We start from the raw sequence: 19,005 nt of genomic DNA on the forward strand, positions 1-19,005 counted from the left end.
CCCCCTCATTTGACGACATAAATACCTACCAATATACATACAACCCCAGCGCCGATCCATATGAATTTAAATAAAGATAATTCATTTGCTACGGCAACAAGCCCAACCATCATAACAACGAAAAAAATGGTTGGACCGACAACCGCAAGCAATGTATTGACCGCAATCGCCTTTTTTACATCATTAAGCGACAACATAACAATTGCTGCACTTAATTCAATCGCCGCAGATAAAAACCGTAAACCCGCCATCGTCCAAACCGTTGCATCAATTTTCATCGCATCCTCCTTGTACAACAGTGCTAGTACAACGTATGCTGAACCAAGCGAATTCAGAAGTATAGAAAGAAAAATTTGTGGGGATGTACAAATAAAAAAATCGCCCTGCTTTTTCGCAGGACGATTACTTTTTATTATGCACGTGATACGTATGTGCCGTCTGTCGTATTAATAATTAACACATCGCCTTCGTTGACGAAGAACGGTACTTGAACGACAAGACCTGTCTCTAACGTCGCTGGTTTTGAGCCACCTGATGCCGTGTCTCCTTTAATGCCTGGCTCTGTTTCAACGACTTTTAATTCAACTGTGTTTGGCAATTCGACACCAATCGTTTCGCCTTGGTACATCATAATGAACACTTCCATGTTTTCTTTTAAAAACTTCAATTCATACTCAATTTGTTTAGCCGGAAGCTCAATTTGCTCATATGATTCCATATCCATGAACACGTGCTGATCGCCGTTTGCATATAAATATTGCATTTTGCGATTGTCAATTTGTGCTTTGCTTACTTTCTCACCTGCGCGGAACGTTTTTTCTTGAATCGCGCCGGTGCGCAAGTTACGAAGTTTTGAGCGAACGAACGCAGCTCCTTTTCCTGGCTTGACGTGTTGGAACTCGATGACACGCCAAATGTCACCATCTACTTCAATCGTTAAACCTGTGCGAAAATCGTTTACTGAAATCATGTTCATTTCCTCCTACCGTCTATAAAATGATCAGTTCTTTTGGCGAAAGAGTGAGCCGTTCATTGCCGTTTTCTGTAATGACGATGTCATCTTCAATGCGAACACCGCCTAATCCCGCTATGTAAATACCCGGTTCAACCGTCACAACCATCCCCGGCTCTAGCACAGTATCCGAACGCATCGACAGCGCCGGCATTTCATGTACTTCCATACCGAGCCCATGGCCTGTTGAATGACCAAAATATTCACCGAATCCGCAAGCAGAAATGTAATCGCGCGTAAGCGCATCTGCCTCTCGGCCTGTCATTCCTGGACGAATATGTTCAACACCGCGAAGCTGCGCTTGCAACACGACGTCATATATACGCTTTAGCTCGTCGCTTACATCCCCAACTGCGATCGTTCTCGTAATGTCCGAGCAATACCCATTGTAATATGCGCCAAAATCGAGCGTGACGAGCTCGCCTTTTTCAATGACTTTATTTGTTGCCACCCCATGAGGCAATGCTGAACGCACACCAGAAGCAACAATCATGTCAAAAGACGAGCTTGTCGCACCTTGTTTACGCATAAAAAACTCTAATTCATTTGCCACATCTATTTCACGCACACCCGGGCGAATAAAATCAAGAATATGACGAAAGGCGGCATCGGCAATCTCGGCTGCTTCCTTTAATATCTTAATCTCTGCTTCCGACTTAATCAAGCGCAACTTTTCAACCGCACCGGAAACCGGAACGAGCGTTGCTTTTACTGTTTTTGCATATGATGAAAACGTAGCATACGACATGTCATCTTGTTCAAAACCGAGTTTTTTAATACCTAATCGCTCCACTTGTTTTGCTACTTCTTCAATAAGCGTTTGCGTATGTTGCACAATTTCATATCCTTCAATTTGTCTTGTCGCTTGTTCAACGTAGCGAAAATCTGTAATGAATACGGCGTCTGTTTCGCTAATTAAAACAACACCTGCCGTTCCTGTAAAATTCGTCATATAGCGACGGTTATATTCATTTGTAATAAGAAATCCGTCAATGCCATGTTCATTAAATTGTGCGCGAAGCTTTTGTAATTTATCCAACGTTATTTCCCCTTCCCTTCAACTATATCAAGCAACGCTAAAATCGCCAATCGGTATCCGTTCACACCAAGACCGACAATTTGCCCGGCCGTCACAGGAGCAAGAACAGATTGATGACGAAACGGCTCTCTTGCGTGAATATTTGAAATATGTACTTCAATGACTGGCGTTTGTATGCTTGCAATTGCATCACGCAAGGCATAACTGTAATGCGTAAACGCTCCGGGATTGAAAATGATCCCATCATATAACGATTCCGCCCGATGAATTTGATCAATTAACGCACCTTCATAATTGCTTTGATAGCACGTTAACTCTACTTCATATTCACTAGCAAATTCTGTTAGCTGTTTTTCTAGTTGTGCAAGTGTCGTATGCCCATAAATGTGTGGCTCCCTCATGCCGAGACGATTTAAATTCGGACCGTTTAAAAGGAGGAATCGAGCCATTCCCCCTCTCCCCCCTTTGCTGATGAAAATACATATGGTTATTTTACCACATCGGCCTGTTTTTGTCGCCTCATCTCCGTCACTTCAAAAGAAATGGAATATCCGATGAATACACCATATAAAATGTAAAAGCATACCATCGTGACAACCGTATTTCGCTCAAGTTGTGGAACGGCTTTTAATTGAGGAAAAATCGGATTTAATACGTAAAAAACAAGCACCCATAACCCGATGCCGAAAGCGACACCTGGCCAAATACCTTGACGATTTTTAAAAAAAGCATAGTATACAAACGCGGCAACAACAGAAACAATCCCAATGAACAAAATCGCAATCGTCTGACCGAGCGCTCCGTTTTTCCAATCACCGACTGCCCATGGTTGCAAAATGAAATTTGGCGCTACTTCTGTAAAATGGAAAAAATAAGCACAGTATGCGAGGAAACTCCAAAACACACCTCCAATAAAACCAATCAATGCAACTTTTGCTAAAACAGACATTGGCTTTTCCCTTTTATTTTGTTCGAGTTGTGCGTCTCGTTTCGTTTTTGTTTGCACAGCAATCACCTCCGTTTTTATCTTGTCCAAAATGTTGGATCTCATGTGTATTGTTTCTTATTTTTGGCAACAATACAAATACAAACGATACATCGACCTAGAGGTTTTTATCGTTTTCTTGTAGAATATAAGAAAAAAGAAAATAGGTTGGTGTCTTCTCATGAACAAAAACGTATACGGCGGGCAAGCAGTCATTGAAGGTGTGATGTTTGCAGGGCGCAACCATTCCGTCACAGCTATTCGTCGAAAAGACGGGTCGATAGAATATTTTCACGTTCCGCGCCAAACAAACAAGACGCTTGCTTCATTGAAAAAAATTCCGTTTCTTCGCGGCATTTTTGCGATTATTCAAGCAAGCGCAAACGGGTCAAAACATTTGCAGTTTTCAAGTGAACGATATGATCTTGATCCACATGAAGATGAAACTTTGCAAGCGGAATCGCCATCGAAATGGACGATGATTTTAGGCGTGGCGCTAGTCGGTGTTTTATCGTTCCTATTTGGGAAATTTATTTTCACACTTATTCCTGTATTTTTAGCTGAGTTAACGAGACCGATTTTTTCATCGAATATGGCTCAAATTCTTGTTGAAGGGTTTTTTAAGCTTCTTTTACTTCTAGGTTATATTTACTTTATTTCGCTCACGCCACTTGTAAAACGACTGTTTCAATATCACGGAGCAGAACATAAAGTAATTAATGCCTACGAGCATAGTTTGCCGCTGACCGTTGAACATGTACAACAACAATCGCGCCTTCATTATCGTTGCGGCAGTAGTTTCATTTTATTCACCGTTTTCATCGGCGTATTCGTTTACATGTTCGTGCCAACAGAGCCACTTTGGGTGCGAGTATTGAACCGATTAGCACTCATTCCTGTCGTGCTAGGGCTATCCTTTGAAGTGCTACAAGCAACAAATGCATTGCGACATGTTCCTGTATTACGTTGGCTCGGTTATCCGGGTTTATGGTTGCAACTACTCACCACGAAAGAGCCGACTGATGATCAAGTAGAAGTGGCGATCGCATCATTTCAACGGTTGCTTGAATTAGAGGGAGAAGCGACGAAACAGCAAGAAGAAGTGGTGTAACGATAAAGGAGGTGGATCGATTGCGTCGGCGCCCATTCCCACTTATTACTTTGCTTATTGTATTAGCTATATTTGGCTTGACTTATCGTTTATGGAACGATCCGATTCAATTGTTGAAGCAAGTATTTTTTATCGTGTTTGTTGTAGCTGTTTTTTACGCCATATACAAATGGATACAAAGACAGCGTTTCGATCATTCATATCAAAAAGCGGTTAAACAATCGAAAAAACTCCACCATCAAAAAACGAAGCCGACGTCGAAAAAACAACCGCGCCCAACCGCTTTAAAGAAAAAGCACGCCACCCATTTAACAGTAATTGAAGGCAAAAAAGGAAAGAAAAAAAATCGGGCCTCTTTTTAACCCGATTTTTTTCTTTCATACGTTTAATACGTCCATGTTTTTAAAAATTGTTCCGTCCGCTCTTTTCCAAACGAAATGAGCTTCTTTTTTTCTTCATCTGTCATCGAAAAATCTGTTGCGACAACATGTTTTACAGGAAGAAAAATAATGTTTTTTTCATGACGGCGTGAAATATATCGTTCATCGTGTGCCTCGCGCATCGTTTGAAACAACGCTTCATACAAATCAATGGCATTGTTAATTTTCTTTTTGGCTTTTTGCGCTTGTCTTGCGCTTAGTTTGATGCCTAGAACAGGTCGTTTTTTCCGTTCTTCATCAAATAAAAAAATCGGAAAATTGCTTAGTAAGCCACCATCAACGACGATATGCCTTCCCTCATCCGTCTTTAGCCTCACAGGCTCAAAAAAATAAGGAATACCAACGCTCATTCTTACTGCCTTTGCGACTGAAAACCGAAGCGGATCAATACCGTACTTCGGTAAATCATCCGGCAAAATAAGTATCGTTCCGTTCGTTAAATCCGAAGCGACAACACGCAATCGTTCATGGGGCAAATCAGCAAACGTGTACACCCCTTTTTTACTAAGCTGTTCGGCTACCCACTGCTCAAGTTTTTCCCCTTTATAAAGCCCCATTTTCCAATAAAGAAGAAGCCATTTTAACCAGGCATAAGGAATGATCGTCTGTCGCTCATCAAGAAAATCTGTTAAATTCATCTCTTCCATCATCTTTAATATTTCTTTGCTTGTAAATCCAGACGCAATAAACGAAGCAATGAGTGCCCCAGCGCTCGTACCGGCGAGCCGCTTAAAACGAAATCCTTTTTCTTCAATGGCTTCATATGCTCCAATTAAAGCAAATCCTTTTACTCCGCCACCAGAAAATACGCCATCAATTTCCACGCTCCTCCCCCCTCGCCATATATGTATGAGAAAAGGAGCACATTGAGCATAAAAAACAAAAAAGAACAAGCGTCGCGTTATGCCTGTTCTTGCTCGTTTTGTTTTTGTATGTTGCGAAGCGCTTCAAGACGTGATTCGTCTTCCTCAAAATATTGTACTAAATCGCCAATGCGATCGATCGCATTCCAACTTAAATGATGTTCAATTCCCTCAACATCGCGGTAAATATTTTCTTCGGCTACACCGATAAGACGCATAAATTGCTCGAGCAATTCGTGACGATACACGAGCCGCTTGCCAATTTTTTTACCTTTTGGCGTTAATACAAGCCCTCTGTATTTTTCATATACTAAATATTCATCTTTATCGAGTTTTTGCACCATTTTTGTCACAGAGGAGGGATGAACGGACAATGCCTCGGCAATATCTGATACACGGGCATATCCTTTTTCTTCAATCAATATATAAATTTGCTCAATATAATCTTCCATGCTTGGTGTTGGCATACGTTTCCCTCCTAAACAAACATCCGTAATCATTATGATTATAACATGTTTACCAAGCATGACAACTATTTACGTAAATTTGCATGTAATCGTTCAAATAGCTCAAAATACCCTTCTTCCCAGCCGTCATGCATGTAAATTGGCGCGACGATAAAGCCGAGCGGATAATGAAGCGCTTCGGGCTCAAAATAAACAAGCTGAGGAATAAATGATTTCATTCGATCACCTCAATGTTAGTATGTTTGATTGTCATGAGGTGATGAAATACAATTTTTGTTATTACTCATAATAAAATAAGGAACGGGTTTTTCCCGTCCCTTTTTACATTATAAACCACATTTTAATTGCGCTCCGCAACTTGTGCACGTGTTGCAGCCACCGATTTCTTCGACCGTTCCTTCACGGCATACCGGGCAAATGTTGCCGACTTCTGAACCGATCGTGACGTCCGTTGCGCGTAAATCTGGAATCGTTTCAACAAGCGCAACAGCCCGTTTTTTCGGTTCTTCTGGAAGGAGCTCCAGTTGTTCTTCAACCGCATGTTCTTCCGCTTTTAATGTTAATACTTGCGCATCGCGGCTACCGTCGACATAGACTGTTCCACCTTTTGCGCCGCCTCGCCATAACCGCTCGTACACTTTTTGTACTTGCTCAACCGTATAGCCGCGCGGGGCATTTACCGTTTTCGAGAGACTTGAATCCACCCAACGTTGAATAATGCACTGGACATCGGCATGCGCTTCTGGCGATAAGTCCATGGCGGTTACAAACCAATGCGGCAAGTTGTTCGGATCCGCTTCTGGATGTTTATCTAAATATTCTTGAACGATATCCGCCTTCACTTCAATAAACTTGCCTAGACGGCCGCTTCGATAATAAGAAAAGGAAAAATATGGTTCAAGTCCTGTGGACACGCCGATCATTGTCCCTGTGGATCCAGTCGGAGCAACCGTTAATAAATGCGAGTTACGAATACCGTATTTTAAAATATCTTGACGAATATCTTCCGGCATGTTTTTCATATAACCGGTGTGAATAAACGCTTCGCGCAACTTCATCGTTTCTTCTTCTGTTTCGCCAACTAAAAACGGAAAACTTCCTTTCTCTTTGGCAAGTTCAATCGACGCCCGATATGCCGTTGTTGCAATCGTTTTAAACAGCTCATCAACTAACTGATTACCCTCTTTGGAGCCATACTCTTTTTCACAATAAATAAGTAAGTCAGCTAGTCCCATGACGCCAAGACCGATGCGACGCTCCCCAAGCGCTTGCTTTTTATTTTCCTCAAGGAAGTATGGGGTTGCATCAATAACGTTATCTTGCATACGGACACCGACTTCAACCGTCCGCTTTAATTTTTCATAATCGACAACTTTCTTCTCCTTATCCACCATATTCGCCAAATTAATTGCAGCTAAATTGCACACAGAATAAGGTGCGAGTGGTTGTTCCAGTTATGTTACCCTAGGGGCTTTTTATCCCCTAGTTCTAACGGTTCATTTCCCGTTAGCTCAGCATACATCTTCATTGCACACGCTTTTCATAAATTTAATTAACTCTTTCCTTCCCCGATCTTCTCCAAATACTGATTTTGAGATGACTCTGAGATCTTTAACTTGAAATTCCCTTTCAATATCCCTAATTAAGGATTGAATAGTAGTTTTGATTTTGTTTAAAGGTGTTTTAACAACTATATCTGAGTTTTCTCTTGACCATTTAATAATATATTCCCGTATATTATGGTGTACCTCACTTCTTATTTCAACATATGTGTTTGTGGCATGCCTAATTGCCCGATGACCTGCACAAGTTCGACTGCAAAACTTTTGTTTTGAAGTAATGATAACTTTAAATATCTTTCCACACTCTTCACAAGTTCTGGTTTCTCTTGGCTTTTTTATTTTTCCTTTCTGAGCTAAACCTGACTTTTTTAATCCTTCCAACATTCTTTGTTTTGCTATACCATTAGATAGCCATAAGCTTCTAGTATGCTCTCCTATTTTCTTTTTAGTTTCCTCGTCATGTTTTAAATTATAATGACCATTAAGTTCACCATAAGCGACTTTACTAATAGTGGTATTTTCTGATTTTATCCATTCCTCAATAGTTGATGTTAAAGAAAAAGGCAATGTTTTATACAAGTCAAGCAGCTCTTCATAAGAGATTAGTTCACACTTTATATGATGCTGTTCCTCAATAATATTCAATGCTTCTCTCGCATTCTTTTTTGCGTCTTTACTTCTCGATTTAATTTCCACTATTTTAACAAGTTTTCCTTTTTGATCATATAAGAAGAAGTCGGGTTTATACAATTTATATCCAATATCAAATACACAATCTTCGTAGCTCCAAGGAATTGAGTGATGATCAAGATATTTGGCATACGCATATTCATATGAGCTCCGTAAATAATGTCCTTTATAAAAACCTGCATATCCCCTGTTCATAACGCCACCTTAATTCTCTTTAAATACGAATAATAATTAAAGCGTGTGCAATGCTGCGGCCTCGTGGGTGGATTATATTCTGCTTTCGCAGGTTCACCACCTATGCGTTGCCCCTGACTGAGTTTTTAGGCTCAGCCTTCGGTTCGGGTTAGCATCTCAGCCTCCCCGCTTAATTCCGCAGTTTTTTACGTGAGGCGATTATTCACCACACGGATTTGTTGCGACTACTTTTTGTCCGTACGCTCTTGCATTCGTCATGTCGTTGGCGTTGTCGATAAAGAAAATGCCTGGTTCTGCTGAATACGTTGCGCAAATGTTAATGAGCTTCCATAGCTCTCGCGCGCGAATTTTTCGATAGACGCGAACGCGATAGCCCATTTTCTCCCATTCGCGCACATCGCCGACTTCGTGCCATTTTTCGTTGTAGATGCGCATTTCTTCTTCCGAATACGTCTCAACATCTGGAAAGCGCAATTCGTATTCTTCATCGTTTTCTACTGCCTGCATAAACTCTTTCGTTAAGCAAACAGAAATGTTCGCTCCTGTTAAAAAGTCCGGATTGTGCACGCTATACGTACCGCCTGTCCGCAACTTTTCTTCCGCGTCTTTAATAATTTTTTCGCTAAAACCCCCGTATCCTGGGATGTTTTTATAGTTGACGATTCCTTGATACATCGCGCGCTCTTGTTCAGTAAGTGGCGTAAATTTTAATTTTTCTCTCGCTGCTTTTTGAATGCCTTCATCCTCTGTATTTTCAAGCAAGTAGCGCAAAATGCGCGGATTTTGCATTTTTGAAATAATAAATTCAATAATGTCCGGATGCCAATCGGCTAGCATAATCATTTGAGCGCCACGGCGCGAGCCACCTTGTTCGACAAGATGGGTTAATTTCGCGATGTCGTCAAGCCATGATACGGATCCGGACGATTTTCCGTTCACTCCGCGCGCGAGTGTGTTACGTGGACGAAGGGTAGAACCGTTCGTTCCTACACCACCGCCCCGGCTCATGATTTCCATCACCTGTTTGCGATGTTCAGAAATGCCTTCGCGCGAATCTTTCACAAATGGCATAACATAACAGTTAAAGTACGTCACTTCTGTTCCAGAACCTGCACCGTACAATACGCGACCAGCTGGAACAAAATTAAGGTTGACGAGCTGTTCATAAAATTTTTCAAACCACTCTTGCCGCTTTTCTTCTGTTTGTTCCACCGCAGCGAGCCCGGTTGCGTTCCGCTTCGCAATTTGTTCATAATAAATTTCTAACGGCTTTTCAATGACATCGAGGGAGCGAACAACGATCCCTGTTTTCGCCTCTTCTCCTTCCAACACATGGCGATACTCTTCCTCAACAAGTACATGCGCCTTTTTCTTTTCCCAGTCAAGCTCGACAATAAATCCAAGACCACGCGCCGGAAACTTCGGATCTTCCTTTACCGTCAAAACGACAAAATCACCGACGCTTAGCGTCAACTTTTCCGTATCCTTGAACGAATAACGATCGAGCATAACTAAACGTGACACACCTTTATATGTAATGTGCATCTCAGAAGTAATTGGGTGCACTTGCGGAAACAGGCGAATGTCTTCGTTCAACTTGTCCACATTCACCATCATTTTTTCAGAAAACGCAACCGTCATGTTTACCTCTCCTCTACCAACATAATCTTACTACATTAAACTACCATATATCGACAACAAGAATCAATAAAAAAATCAATATGTAGTACGATTTTTTACAAAACACATACTACATATTGATAATTAAGTCAAGTGTTTTTTTGTTTGTCAAGAGGAAAATTTACCGTTTAAAATTCCATTCATCCGTTTCATATTTATTCCTTGCCAATTGCTGAACGTAAGAAAGCTCATCATCGGTTAATTCGTACCGCTCAAGCTGAATGTTCAAACCTTTTTCAAAACCTTTAAAAAATGCTTCTTTCGCCTCATCGATTGTCACGTTGCGCCCCGTTAACTCGTTGATGGCGACCGCCTTATGTTTAAAATTTTGTCGCAATCTCTCTTTAACCCGCTCATTCGGATATTTAAACAAACGAAACAGCATCTCCTCGTCTAAATCCAATAAAATGGAGCCATGCTGTAAAATGACGCCTTTTTGTCGCGTTTGTGCGCTCCCTGCCACTTTTCTTCCTTCGACGACGAGCTCATACCAAGAAGGAGCATCGAAGCAAACGGCCGAACGTGGGTTTTTCAAATCCGCTTTTTCTTCTTCTGTTTTCGGTACAGCAAAATACGCATCAAGGCCCAAAAAGCGAAAACCTTCTAAAATGCCTTGCGAAATGACGCGATACGCTTCCGTCACCGTTTGTGGCATGGCTGGATGCGCCTCTGACACAATCACGCTATACGTCAACTCTCGATCGTGAAGCACGCCCCGTCCACCTGTTGGCCGTCTGACAAAGCCAAGTCCATACGTCTTTACTGCTTCCATATCGATTTCTTTTTCAACTTTTTGAAAATATCCAATTGAAAGCGTCGGTGGATTCCAACCGTAAAAACGGATCGTCGGCGGAATTTTCCCTTCACTATGCCATTCCAATAGCGCCTCATCAAGCGCCATGTTAAACGCTGGGGAACAATTGCCTGAGTCAATGAATCGCCATACTTCTTTTTCCATCTACCCCACCCTTTCCTCTATCATTTTATAGTGTACCAAACGTCATAAGTCAATGGAAAATGCTTTGCTTCTTGTCCAAAACATTTATATAATAGACGTGGCAACGATGAAAAAAAGGAGGGGCATCATGACAACGGTTCTTATTATTCTCGGAGCAATTATTGTGTACGCGGTCATTACATACTTTTACCAAAAGAAAATTGTTACGACGCTTACGGAAGAAGAATTTCGGGCCGGCTACCGAAAAGCACAACTCATCGACGTACGTGAACCAGATGAATATGCTGCTGGTCATATTTTAGGGGCGCGCAATATTCCGCTTTCACAGCTTCGTTTGCGCATGAAGGAATTGCGTAAAGATCAACCGATTTATTTATATTGCCAAAGCGGACTCCGCAGTGGCCGCGCTGCCCAAATGCTATACCGAAAAGGATATCGTGACTTATACCACTTAAAAGGTGGCTTCAAAATGTGGACAGGAAAAGTGAAGAAAAAATAAGGTGCCAAGCATTTTTGCTTGGCACCTTATTTTTGATAGCGTAAAATGGGCTTGCGGGCAGCGGTTGTTTCATCTAGACGTTTCACAACCGTTGTATGAGGCGCTTCTTGAACGATTTCCGGCGTTTCCTCCGCTTCTTTTGCGATTTGAATCATCGCATCAACGAAGGCATCGAGCGTTTCTTTAGACTCGGTTTCTGTCGGCTCGATCATCATGCACTCTTCAACGATCAACGGGAAGTAAATCGTCGGCGGATGATATCCGAAATCAAGCAAACGCTTGGCGATATCAAGCGTGCGCACTCCTAATTTCTTTTGTCGCTTGCCTGACAAGACAAATTCGTGTTTGCAATGACGGTTGTATGGCAAATCGTAATATTCCGCTAAGCGGCGCATCATGTAGTTTGCGTTTAATACCGCATATTCTGTTACAGCCTTTAAGCCGTCCGGGCCCATCGAGCGAATGTACGTATAGGCGCGAACGTTAATGCCGAAGTTGCCATAAAACGGCTTCACACGTCCGATCGCTTGTGGTCTGTCATAGTCGAAATAGTAGCCGTTTTCTCCTTTTTCGACTGTTGGCTTTGGTAAAAATGGAATGAGCTCAGCCTTCACACCAACTGGACCTGAACCGGGGCCACCACCACCATGCGGACCGGTAAATGTTTTATGAAGGTTTAAATGCACGACATCAAAACCCATGTCCCCTGGTCTTGCTTTACTTAACACCGCGTTTAAATTCGCACCGTCATAGTACAACTTGCCACCTGCAGCATGCACGATTTCTGCCATTTCTAAAATGTTTTCTTCAAATAATCCGAGCGTGTTTGGGTTTGTAAGCATGAGTGCTGCTGTATCCGGGCCGACAACGCGACGTAAATCGTCTAAATCAACGAGCCCTTCTTCTGTCGATTTGACCGTGACCGTTTCAAATCCCGCCACCGTTGCTGAAGCAGGGTTTGTTCCATGGGCTGTATCAGGGACGATGACTTTCGTTCGGTTGTAATCACCGTTTGCTTCATGATAGGCACGAATCATCATAAGCCCTGTCCATTCGCCATGCGCGCCAGCTGCTGGTTGCAACGTCACCGCATCCATACCGGTAATTTCTTTCAAATGTTCCTGTAAGTCATACATTAATTCAAGTGCCCCTTGTACCGTTTCTTCCGGCTGAAGCGGATGAATGTGGGCAAATCCAGCAAAACGGGCAACATTTTCGTTTATTTTCGGGTTATATTTCATCGTACAAGACCCAAGCGGATAGAAGCCAGAATCGACTCCATGATTGCGTTTGGATAACGCTGTATAATGGCGCATAATGTCAAGCTCTGATACTTCTGGGAGGTCTGCTGCTTCTTGGCGAATGTAATCGTTTGGAATCACTTGTGCGACGTCGATCGCCGGTACATCTAGCTCGGGCAAGCTGTACCCTATGCGTCCTGGCTTGCTTAACTCAAAAATAAGCGGTTGGTCTTTATGCATGATAATCCCCCAATTCTTTTACAAGCATGTCAATTTCTTCTTTCGTCCGCAATTCCGTTACCGCAATTAACATACAATGTTGCAGTTCCGCATAATCACGACCAAGGTCATAGCCTCCGATGATTCCTTTCTCCAATAGCTTTTTATTTACTTCTGCTACCGGTTTGCTTAGACGGACGACAAACTCATTGAAAAACGGCCCTGAAAACACGACATGAAAACCAGCGTTTACGAATGCTTCTTTCGCATAGTGCGCTTTTTGAATGTTCATCGTCGCCATTTCTTTGACGCCACGTTTGCCGAGGGCGGTCATGGCTACCGATGCAGCAAGCGCATTTAACGCTTGGTTAGAGCAAATATTTGATGTTGCTTTATCGCGACGAATGTGTTGTTCGCGCGCTTGTAACGTCAACACAAAACCACGGCGGCCTTCTTCATCTGTCGTTTGTCCAACGAGACGCCCTGGAATTTTGCGCATGAGCGCCGATTTTACTGCAAAATAACCGCAATGCGGACCGCCAAATTGCGTTGGAATACCAAAGACTTGTGCATCGCCAACAACGATGTCTGCCCCGAACTGACCAGGTGGTGTCAATATTCCTAGAGCAAGCGGATTGCTTGCGACAACAAACATTCCTTTATGTGCATGAGCGATTGGCTCAATGTCCTTTAACGGTTCAATTTGCCCAAAAAAGTTCGGATATTGTACGATGACACATGCCACATCTTCATCCATCTCTTCTTGTAGCACTCTAATATTTGTCACACCGTTTTCATACGGAATTTCTACCACTTCTAACCCCGAACCTTTGGCGTATGTTTTCACAACCTCGCGATATTCTGGATGCACTGCGCTAGATAACAACACTTTTTTCTTTTTCGTATGCGCGGCGCTTAATAACGCAGCTTCAGCTAGCGCCGTTCCGCCATCATACATCGATGAATTCGCGACATCCATACCCGTCAGCTCACAAATCATCGTTTGATATTCAAAAATGGCTTGTAGCTCACCTTGCGAAATTTCCGGTTGATACGGCGTATACGCAGTATAAAATTCTGAACGTGAAATAACGTGATCAACGATCGTTGGAATATAGTGATCGTACACCCCTGCACCTAAAAATGAAGGATGCGTCTTAATATCGACGTTTTTCGCAGCAAGCGCCATGAGTTCTTTCATTAACTCCGGCTCTGATTTGGCTCGCTTAATGTTATACTCCCCTTGAAAACGGACGCTTTCAGGGATATCTGCAAACAGTTCATCAATGGACTGTACCCCGATCGTTTGTAGCATTTGTTGTTTATCTTCTTCCGTCATTGGCAAATAACGATGAAGCATGACTCTCTCTCCTCACATTATTTTGTGCGCTTATAAAACGGTGTCGCCACCACTTTCGCTTTTAATCGTTTTCCGCGAATATCGACTTCCACTTCTGTATGAAGCGCGGTATATGTTGTTGAAAGCAGTGCTAAACCGATATTTTTTTTCAACGTTGGCGATTGCGTTCCTGTCGTCACGACCCCAACTTGTTCTCCGTTTACATATACCGCATATCCGTGACGCGGAATGCCTTTGTCAATCATTTCAATACCGACGAGCTTGCGTGCCGTTCCTTCTTCCTTTTGTTTTTTCAATACTTCTTTTCCGAAAAAGTCGACGTCTTTATTCGTTTTGACCGCAAATCCAAGCCCAGCTTCAATCGGCGTAATGTCACTTGCCAACTCTTGCCCATAAAGCGGTAAGCACGCTTCAAAGCGAAGCGTATCACGCGCACCAAGTCCGCACGGAATTACCCCTTCTTCTCTTCCTGCCTCTAAAATGGTGCGCCAAACGGTTTGCGCATCTTCTGCCCGACAATATATCTCAAATCCATCTTCCCCTGTATATCCTGTCCGCGATACGAGCGCTTCAACCCCGGCAACACGTATACCATCAGCAAAAGAGAAAAATTTCATTGCAGACAAATCAGTAGCTGTTAATGTTTGTAATACTTTCTCAGCAAGCGGTCCTTGAAGCGCTAATTGTGCGATATCGTCGGAAACGTTGACGACTTCCACATCACCAAATACATGCTCCTGAAGCCATGCAAAGTCTTTTTCAATATTTGCAGCATTCACTACAAGGAGATAATGATCGTCCGCCTTTTTATAAATCAACAAATCATCAACCGTTCCGCCATCTTCATAACACATGAGCGTATATTGGGTGCGACCGTCCGTTAATTTGGCAACATCGTTTGTCATCATTTTTTGTAAAAAAGGAAGACTATCCTTCCCCTTCACTTCAAATTCGCCCATATGTGACACGTCAAATAATCCTGCTTTCGTCCTTACTGCCTCATGTTCTTCTTTAATGCTTGAAAACTGCACCGGCAATTCCCAACCACCGAAATCAATCGTTTTTGCGCCATGCTCTACGTACAAAGGAAATAACGGCGTTCTTTTTAACATATGCTCCCTCCTTGTTCATAAAAAAAGACAGACGACCCCCATATTGTCATATGGTAGTCTCTGTCCTTTCACCTGAAAGTTTCCCTATATGCATAGGTGTCCTCGTGGGTGGTTCACATGCGTGAACGCTCTCCAGAGCCGCGTCAAACAAGAGTTCTTTTGCCTGAGAGATTCGTGTTTCCACTTGCTCCTTCGGCGCTACATCTCGTAGTCTCTCCCCTTGTTATCATCCGCCTGTATACAATTGTCTTCCTTGTGCCAAACTACACGTAAACGTATAAATAAAATAATTTTACAAACTTTCTTACGTTTTTTATTATCTTATAACTTCTCGTTTGTCGCAACATCTTTTTATAAATAAAATACGTAAATTAAACAAAGTTTAAACAAAAAATGTTCGGAAAATGAGGGATAATTATGAACGTTACAATACATTGGGAGAGAAGTTGGAAGGATGAATTTATTACGCGCATGGAACGCGATGGCCCGTGGGCAAATTGGGAATTGTACGAACTGGCACGCGAAGCTGCCGAGGCTTTAGCTATTCCTCAGTTTGATGGGCTACAAGCTCCAAAACATTTGCCGCATATGACAATTTTACCTCATCAATATGAAGTGGCGCGCCAAGTTGTCGAAGAAATGAACGGGAAAGCCATTTTAGCTGATGAGGTCGGACTCGGAAAAACAATTGAAGCTGGATTAATTTTAAAAGAATATATGATTCGCGGTCTTGTAAAAAAAGCGCTTATTCTCGTTCCTGCTTCACTCGTTTCACAGTGGGTGCAAGAATTAAACGAAAAATTTTTTATTCCTGCCGTTGCCCAAAAGAAAAGTTACGTATGGGAGCAATGCGACGTCGTCGTTTCATCGATTGATACAGCGAAAAAAAGCCCCCATCGAGAAATCATTTACGAGCAAGCTTATGATATTGTCATTATTGATGAAGCGCACAAATTAAAAAACAATAAAACGAAAAACTATGAATTCGTTCAAGGATTGAAAAAGAAATTTTGCTTATTGTTAACGGCAACACCGATTCAAAACCGTGTTGAAGAAATTTTCCACCTCGTTTCTCTGCTGAAGCCAGGGCATTTAGGAAATGCTGAACAATTTCAAAAAAGATATGGAAAATTGCGTACGCTACATGATGATGCTCATTTGAAAGAGCTTATTCGCAAAGTGATGATTCGGCATCGTCGCCATGATACGGGAATTGAATGGACAAAACGGCATGTTGAAACAGTTTTTATCGATTTTTCCGAAGCGGAGCGAAACGTATATGAGGCCATTCAACAATTAAAACGCGCACAACCTCTTTTTTCAGATGCATCGTTATCACACATCACTTTGCTGCGTGAAATATGCAGCAGTAAAGAAGCACTTTTTTGTACGTTAAAAGGAATGCTTGAGCGACAACCTGACATAGAAGCAACGATCGGTACATTACTACAAAAGATGAACGATATCACGGAACATACAAAAGCAAAAAAAGCGCTTGAACTCATTCAAAAAATAAATGATAAAGTCATTGTGTTTACGGAGTATCGAGCAACACAATTGTATTTACAATGGTTTTTCAAACAACACGGCATTTCTTCCGTACCGTTTCGCGGTGGGTTTAAACGAAGTAAAAAAGATTGGATGAAAGAGTTATTCCAACATCGCGCACAAGTGCTTATCGCCACAGAAGCTGGTGGGGAAGGAATTAACTTACAGTTTTGTAATCATGTCATTAACTATGATTTACCGTGGAATCCCATGCGTCTTGAACAACGAATCGGACGCGTTCACCGTCTCGGTCAAACAAAGGATGTAAACATTTACAATTTCGTCGTGCGCCATACGGTCGAAGAACATGTATTTATGCTGCTATATGAAAAAATTCGTTTGTTTGAACGGGTCGTTGGCGAACTAGACGATATTTTAATGAAACTAACATCTCCATCGTTCTCAAATCATGTCGAGCGGATCATTGCCCAATCGAAAAGCGAAGGGGAACTTAAAATAAAAATGCAAAATGTTCTAGAAATTTTAACAAATATGGAGGATAGCGCCCATGCAGCAACATGATATCCAATCATTTCTCGAGCGTTTTTTCGCCGCTACCCATTGTCCCGTTTTAGAGCGCAGCGATGGGCATATACGCGTTCAATTGACTGTCGACATGGACAAACAATTAATGAATCGCCCGTTTTATTGGCATTACGTCGAACGAATTGGCGCAAGTGGCGAACCGTTGCAACTATCGCTCATCACAAAACAATCTACACGTGAAAAAGGGGAGTACATTCATTTTGGCTCCCCACGCCTTCATCAAATTTTTTCTGTTGCTAAAATGAATGGCCGTTTCGTTCGCCTTTACGAACGAGTGAGCGGACGATCCGTTGCGCTTCATCCGTGGCTTCACGTGAACGTACTCATCTCATATGAATGCGATCGGAAACAAGATCGTTTATTGTCGTTAGCTATTCATCTCATTAGCGGAACGATCGTTGAGGCGTTTTATGATGTGTTAAAAGAAAAAAAGTGGACCGCCACTGTACCTGATTATTGCTTTACGATTTCCCCGCTTATTAAACCGATTCATGGCCTTGCGCGACTTGAGGCGTACATCGAGCGCATCATTGCATCAGAAACGCATGAGTGGGCAAACGAAGCGCGGGCACGCTGGGAAGAAGATTTAGCGCTATTGCAACACTTTTACGAAGGTGTAGAAGAAAAAAGAGAAGAATATGAAAGCGAGAAAGAAGCATTGCGCCAAAGATATGAGCCGAACATTCACATTTCTATCATTAACGGTGGCCTATTTTATTTGGAAGCGAAATAAGGCTAGACATAGCCTTATTTCCGCTTAAATAAAAGCATAACTGCATATGGAATGACACCGAACCAACGATATAAGAACGGCTGCTTTTGTTGTTTTTTTAACTGTTTTTTTTCCTGTCTTTTTCTTTTCCGTTCTTCCTTCGGTTGATCTAAATACCGCACAACTTGTTCCGTCATAAATTTGACGTAGTCGTTTCCGGCCATCGCTCATCACCTCAACGCTAGTATCGTCAAAAATGAGGCGTTTTAAGCATGAACACAATGCTTTGTACGATATCATCTACCGTGCGATTTGTTGTATCAATCGTCATATGCGCTTCCTTATACCAAGGGAGTCTTTGTTCAAATAACTTTTTTATTTGTTCCTGCTTATTTTTCATAATCAATGGCCGAGTAGCATCATCAGCTAGACGACGAAACAGTTCATGTAATTCACAATGCAAGTAAATGACAATACCATGGGCGCGCATAAACTGACGATTTTCTTCTTGAATGACAATTCCACCACCTGTCGTAACAATCACATGTTCTGTTGGCAACTGTCTTAATATTTCCCGTTCATACGCCCGAAATGTTTCTTCCCCTTCTTCCGAAAAAATTTGGGCAATCGTCTTGCCAGTTTGCTGTTCGATGTACGTATCTGTATCAATGACCGGGACACCTAATACTTCCCCTAATCGTCTTCCAACCGTCGTCTTCCCTGCTCCCATGAATCCTGTTAAATAAATCGCTCTCATCTTCTCTCC

19 protein-coding genes, 3 pseudogenes and 1 riboswitch are annotated in these 19,005 nt (G+C 42.2%); of the genes and pseudogenes, 5 read left to right on the top strand and 17 right to left on the bottom strand.

The window, feature by feature from the left end; all coding sequences use genetic code 11:
• Positions 1 to 5: 5 nt before the first annotated feature.
• The 5 genes from BM213_RS02575 to BM213_RS02595 form a co-directional block, all read right to left on the bottom strand.
• Complete coding sequence (locus BM213_RS02575) at positions 6 to 278, bottom strand: YqhV family protein (RefSeq protein WP_091700577.1); 273 nt, start codon at positions 276 to 278, stop codon at positions 6 to 8.
• 134 nt (positions 279 to 412) lie between these two features.
• A complete protein-coding gene (gene efp / locus BM213_RS02580; RefSeq protein WP_091700579.1) occupies positions 413 to 970 on the bottom strand; it encodes an elongation factor P in 558 nt (185 codons plus the stop codon).
• A 19-nt stretch (positions 971 to 989) separates the two neighbouring features.
• Positions 990 to 2,051, bottom strand: a complete 1,062-nt coding sequence (locus BM213_RS02585; protein ID WP_091700581.1) for a M24 family metallopeptidase — start codon at positions 2,049 to 2,051, stop codon at positions 990 to 992.
• A 2-nt stretch (positions 2,052 to 2,053) separates the two neighbouring features.
• Positions 2,054 to 2,500, bottom strand: a complete 447-nt coding sequence (aroQ, locus tag BM213_RS02590; RefSeq protein ID WP_091700583.1) for a type II 3-dehydroquinate dehydratase — start codon at positions 2,498 to 2,500, stop codon at positions 2,054 to 2,056.
• 38 nt (positions 2,501 to 2,538) lie between these two features.
• Positions 2,539 to 3,102 carry a YqhR family membrane protein gene (locus tag BM213_RS02595; protein WP_091700585.1) on the bottom strand — a complete coding sequence of 188 codons (564 nt, stop codon included), beginning with the start codon at positions 3,100 to 3,102 and terminating at the stop codon, positions 2,539 to 2,541.
• 115 nt (positions 3,103 to 3,217) lie between these two features.
• Here BM213_RS02595 and BM213_RS02600 point away from each other — a divergent pair, with 115 nt between their 5' ends.
• Complete coding sequence (locus BM213_RS02600; protein ID WP_091700587.1) at positions 3,218 to 4,147, top strand: DUF1385 domain-containing protein; 930 nt, start codon at positions 3,218 to 3,220, stop codon at positions 4,145 to 4,147.
• A 20-nt stretch (positions 4,148 to 4,167) separates the two neighbouring features.
• The gene (locus tag BM213_RS02605) at positions 4,168 to 4,509 is read left to right on the top strand and encodes an SA1362 family protein (protein ID WP_091700589.1); all 342 of its coding nucleotides are present in this window, start codon (positions 4,168 to 4,170) and stop codon (positions 4,507 to 4,509) included.
• 23 nt (positions 4,510 to 4,532) lie between these two features.
• Here BM213_RS02605 and BM213_RS02610 read toward each other — a convergent pair whose 3' ends face one another.
• From BM213_RS02610 to BM213_RS02640, 7 genes and pseudogenes are all read right to left on the bottom strand, one after another.
• Positions 4,533 to 5,411, bottom strand: a complete 879-nt coding sequence (locus BM213_RS02610) for a patatin-like phospholipase family protein (RefSeq protein ID WP_091700591.1) — start codon at positions 5,409 to 5,411, stop codon at positions 4,533 to 4,535.
• A gap of 77 nt (positions 5,412 to 5,488) precedes the next feature.
• Positions 5,489 to 5,917 (bottom strand): transcriptional regulator MntR, encoded by a 429-nt coding sequence (mntR, locus tag BM213_RS02615; protein WP_003394093.1) that lies wholly within the window; start codon positions 5,915 to 5,917, stop codon positions 5,489 to 5,491.
• A 71-nt stretch (positions 5,918 to 5,988) separates the two neighbouring features.
• Positions 5,989 to 6,084 (bottom strand): annotated as a pseudogene (locus tag BM213_RS02620) (spore photoproduct lyase family protein); the annotation flags it as partial.
• Positions 6,085 to 6,243: 159 nt separating this feature from the next.
• Positions 6,244 to 7,368, bottom strand: a pseudogene (locus BM213_RS02625) (vitamin B12-dependent ribonucleotide reductase); the annotation flags it as partial.
• A gap of 60 nt (positions 7,369 to 7,428) precedes the next feature.
• On the bottom strand, positions 7,429 to 8,364 hold the full coding sequence (locus BM213_RS02630; protein ID WP_004889570.1) for a PDDEXK family nuclease: 936 nt from the start codon (positions 8,362 to 8,364) through the stop codon (positions 7,429 to 7,431).
• 201 nt (positions 8,365 to 8,565) lie between these two features.
• Positions 8,566 to 10,005: pseudogene (locus tag BM213_RS02635) on the bottom strand (vitamin B12-dependent ribonucleotide reductase); the annotation flags it as partial.
• A 160-nt stretch (positions 10,006 to 10,165) separates the two neighbouring features.
• Positions 10,166 to 11,002: a lipoate--protein ligase family protein gene (locus BM213_RS02640; RefSeq protein WP_091700597.1), complete on the bottom strand. Its 837-nt coding sequence runs from the start codon at positions 11,000 to 11,002 to the stop codon at positions 10,166 to 10,168.
• A 127-nt stretch (positions 11,003 to 11,129) separates the two neighbouring features.
• On the opposite strand from BM213_RS02640, the gene BM213_RS02645 reads away from it, so the two are divergent.
• Positions 11,130 to 11,501: a rhodanese-like domain-containing protein gene (locus BM213_RS02645; RefSeq protein ID WP_091700599.1), complete on the top strand. Its 372-nt coding sequence runs from the start codon at positions 11,130 to 11,132 to the stop codon at positions 11,499 to 11,501.
• Between the two features lie 26 nt (positions 11,502 to 11,527).
• Here BM213_RS02645 and gcvPB read toward each other — a convergent pair whose 3' ends face one another.
• From gcvPB to gcvT, 3 genes are read right to left on the bottom strand one after another with little or no spacing between them, the layout of a single operon-like run.
• Entirely contained in the window at positions 11,528 to 12,982 is a 1,455-nt protein-coding gene (gcvPB, locus tag BM213_RS02650; RefSeq protein WP_091700601.1) for an aminomethyl-transferring glycine dehydrogenase subunit GcvPB, read from the bottom strand.
• Positions 12,975 to 14,321, bottom strand: a complete 1,347-nt coding sequence (gcvPA, locus tag BM213_RS02655) for an aminomethyl-transferring glycine dehydrogenase subunit GcvPA (RefSeq protein WP_091700603.1) — start codon at positions 14,319 to 14,321, stop codon at positions 12,975 to 12,977. The genes gcvPB and gcvPA overlap by 8 nt, the downstream gene beginning before the upstream one ends.
• A gap of 17 nt (positions 14,322 to 14,338) precedes the next feature.
• On the bottom strand, positions 14,339 to 15,433 hold the full coding sequence (gcvT, locus tag BM213_RS02660) for a glycine cleavage system aminomethyltransferase GcvT (protein WP_091700605.1): 1,095 nt from the start codon (positions 15,431 to 15,433) through the stop codon (positions 14,339 to 14,341).
• Positions 15,434 to 15,574: 141 nt separating this feature from the next.
• A riboswitch (glycine riboswitch) is annotated at positions 15,575 to 15,663 on the bottom strand.
• Positions 15,664 to 15,850: 187 nt separating this feature from the next.
• Here gcvT and BM213_RS02665 point away from each other — a divergent pair.
• Positions 15,851 to 17,503, top strand: coding sequence for a DEAD/DEAH box helicase (locus BM213_RS02665; RefSeq protein WP_091700607.1), 1,653 nt, complete (start codon positions 15,851 to 15,853; stop codon positions 17,501 to 17,503).
• Positions 17,490 to 18,260 carry a YqhG family protein gene (locus BM213_RS02670; protein ID WP_091700609.1) on the top strand — a complete coding sequence of 257 codons (771 nt, stop codon included), beginning with the start codon at positions 17,490 to 17,492 and terminating at the stop codon, positions 18,258 to 18,260. The genes BM213_RS02665 and BM213_RS02670 overlap by 14 nt, the downstream gene beginning before the upstream one ends.
• Positions 18,261 to 18,274: 14 nt before the next feature.
• On the opposite strand, the gene BM213_RS02675 is transcribed toward BM213_RS02670, so the two are convergent.
• Both BM213_RS02675 and BM213_RS02680 read right to left on the bottom strand, forming a co-directional pair.
• Positions 18,275 to 18,463: a YqzE family protein gene (locus BM213_RS02675; RefSeq protein ID WP_003394067.1), complete on the bottom strand. Its 189-nt coding sequence runs from the start codon at positions 18,461 to 18,463 to the stop codon at positions 18,275 to 18,277.
• A gap of 26 nt (positions 18,464 to 18,489) precedes the next feature.
• Positions 18,490 to 18,996 (bottom strand): shikimate kinase, encoded by a 507-nt coding sequence (locus BM213_RS02680; protein ID WP_091700611.1) that lies wholly within the window; start codon positions 18,994 to 18,996, stop codon positions 18,490 to 18,492.
• Positions 18,997 to 19,005: the final 9 nt, after the last annotated feature.

The organism is Anoxybacillus pushchinoensis, from assembly GCF_900111795.1.
In the GTDB taxonomy this organism is placed as follows: domain Bacteria; phylum Bacillota; class Bacilli; order Bacillales; family Anoxybacillaceae; genus Anoxybacillus; species Anoxybacillus pushchinoensis.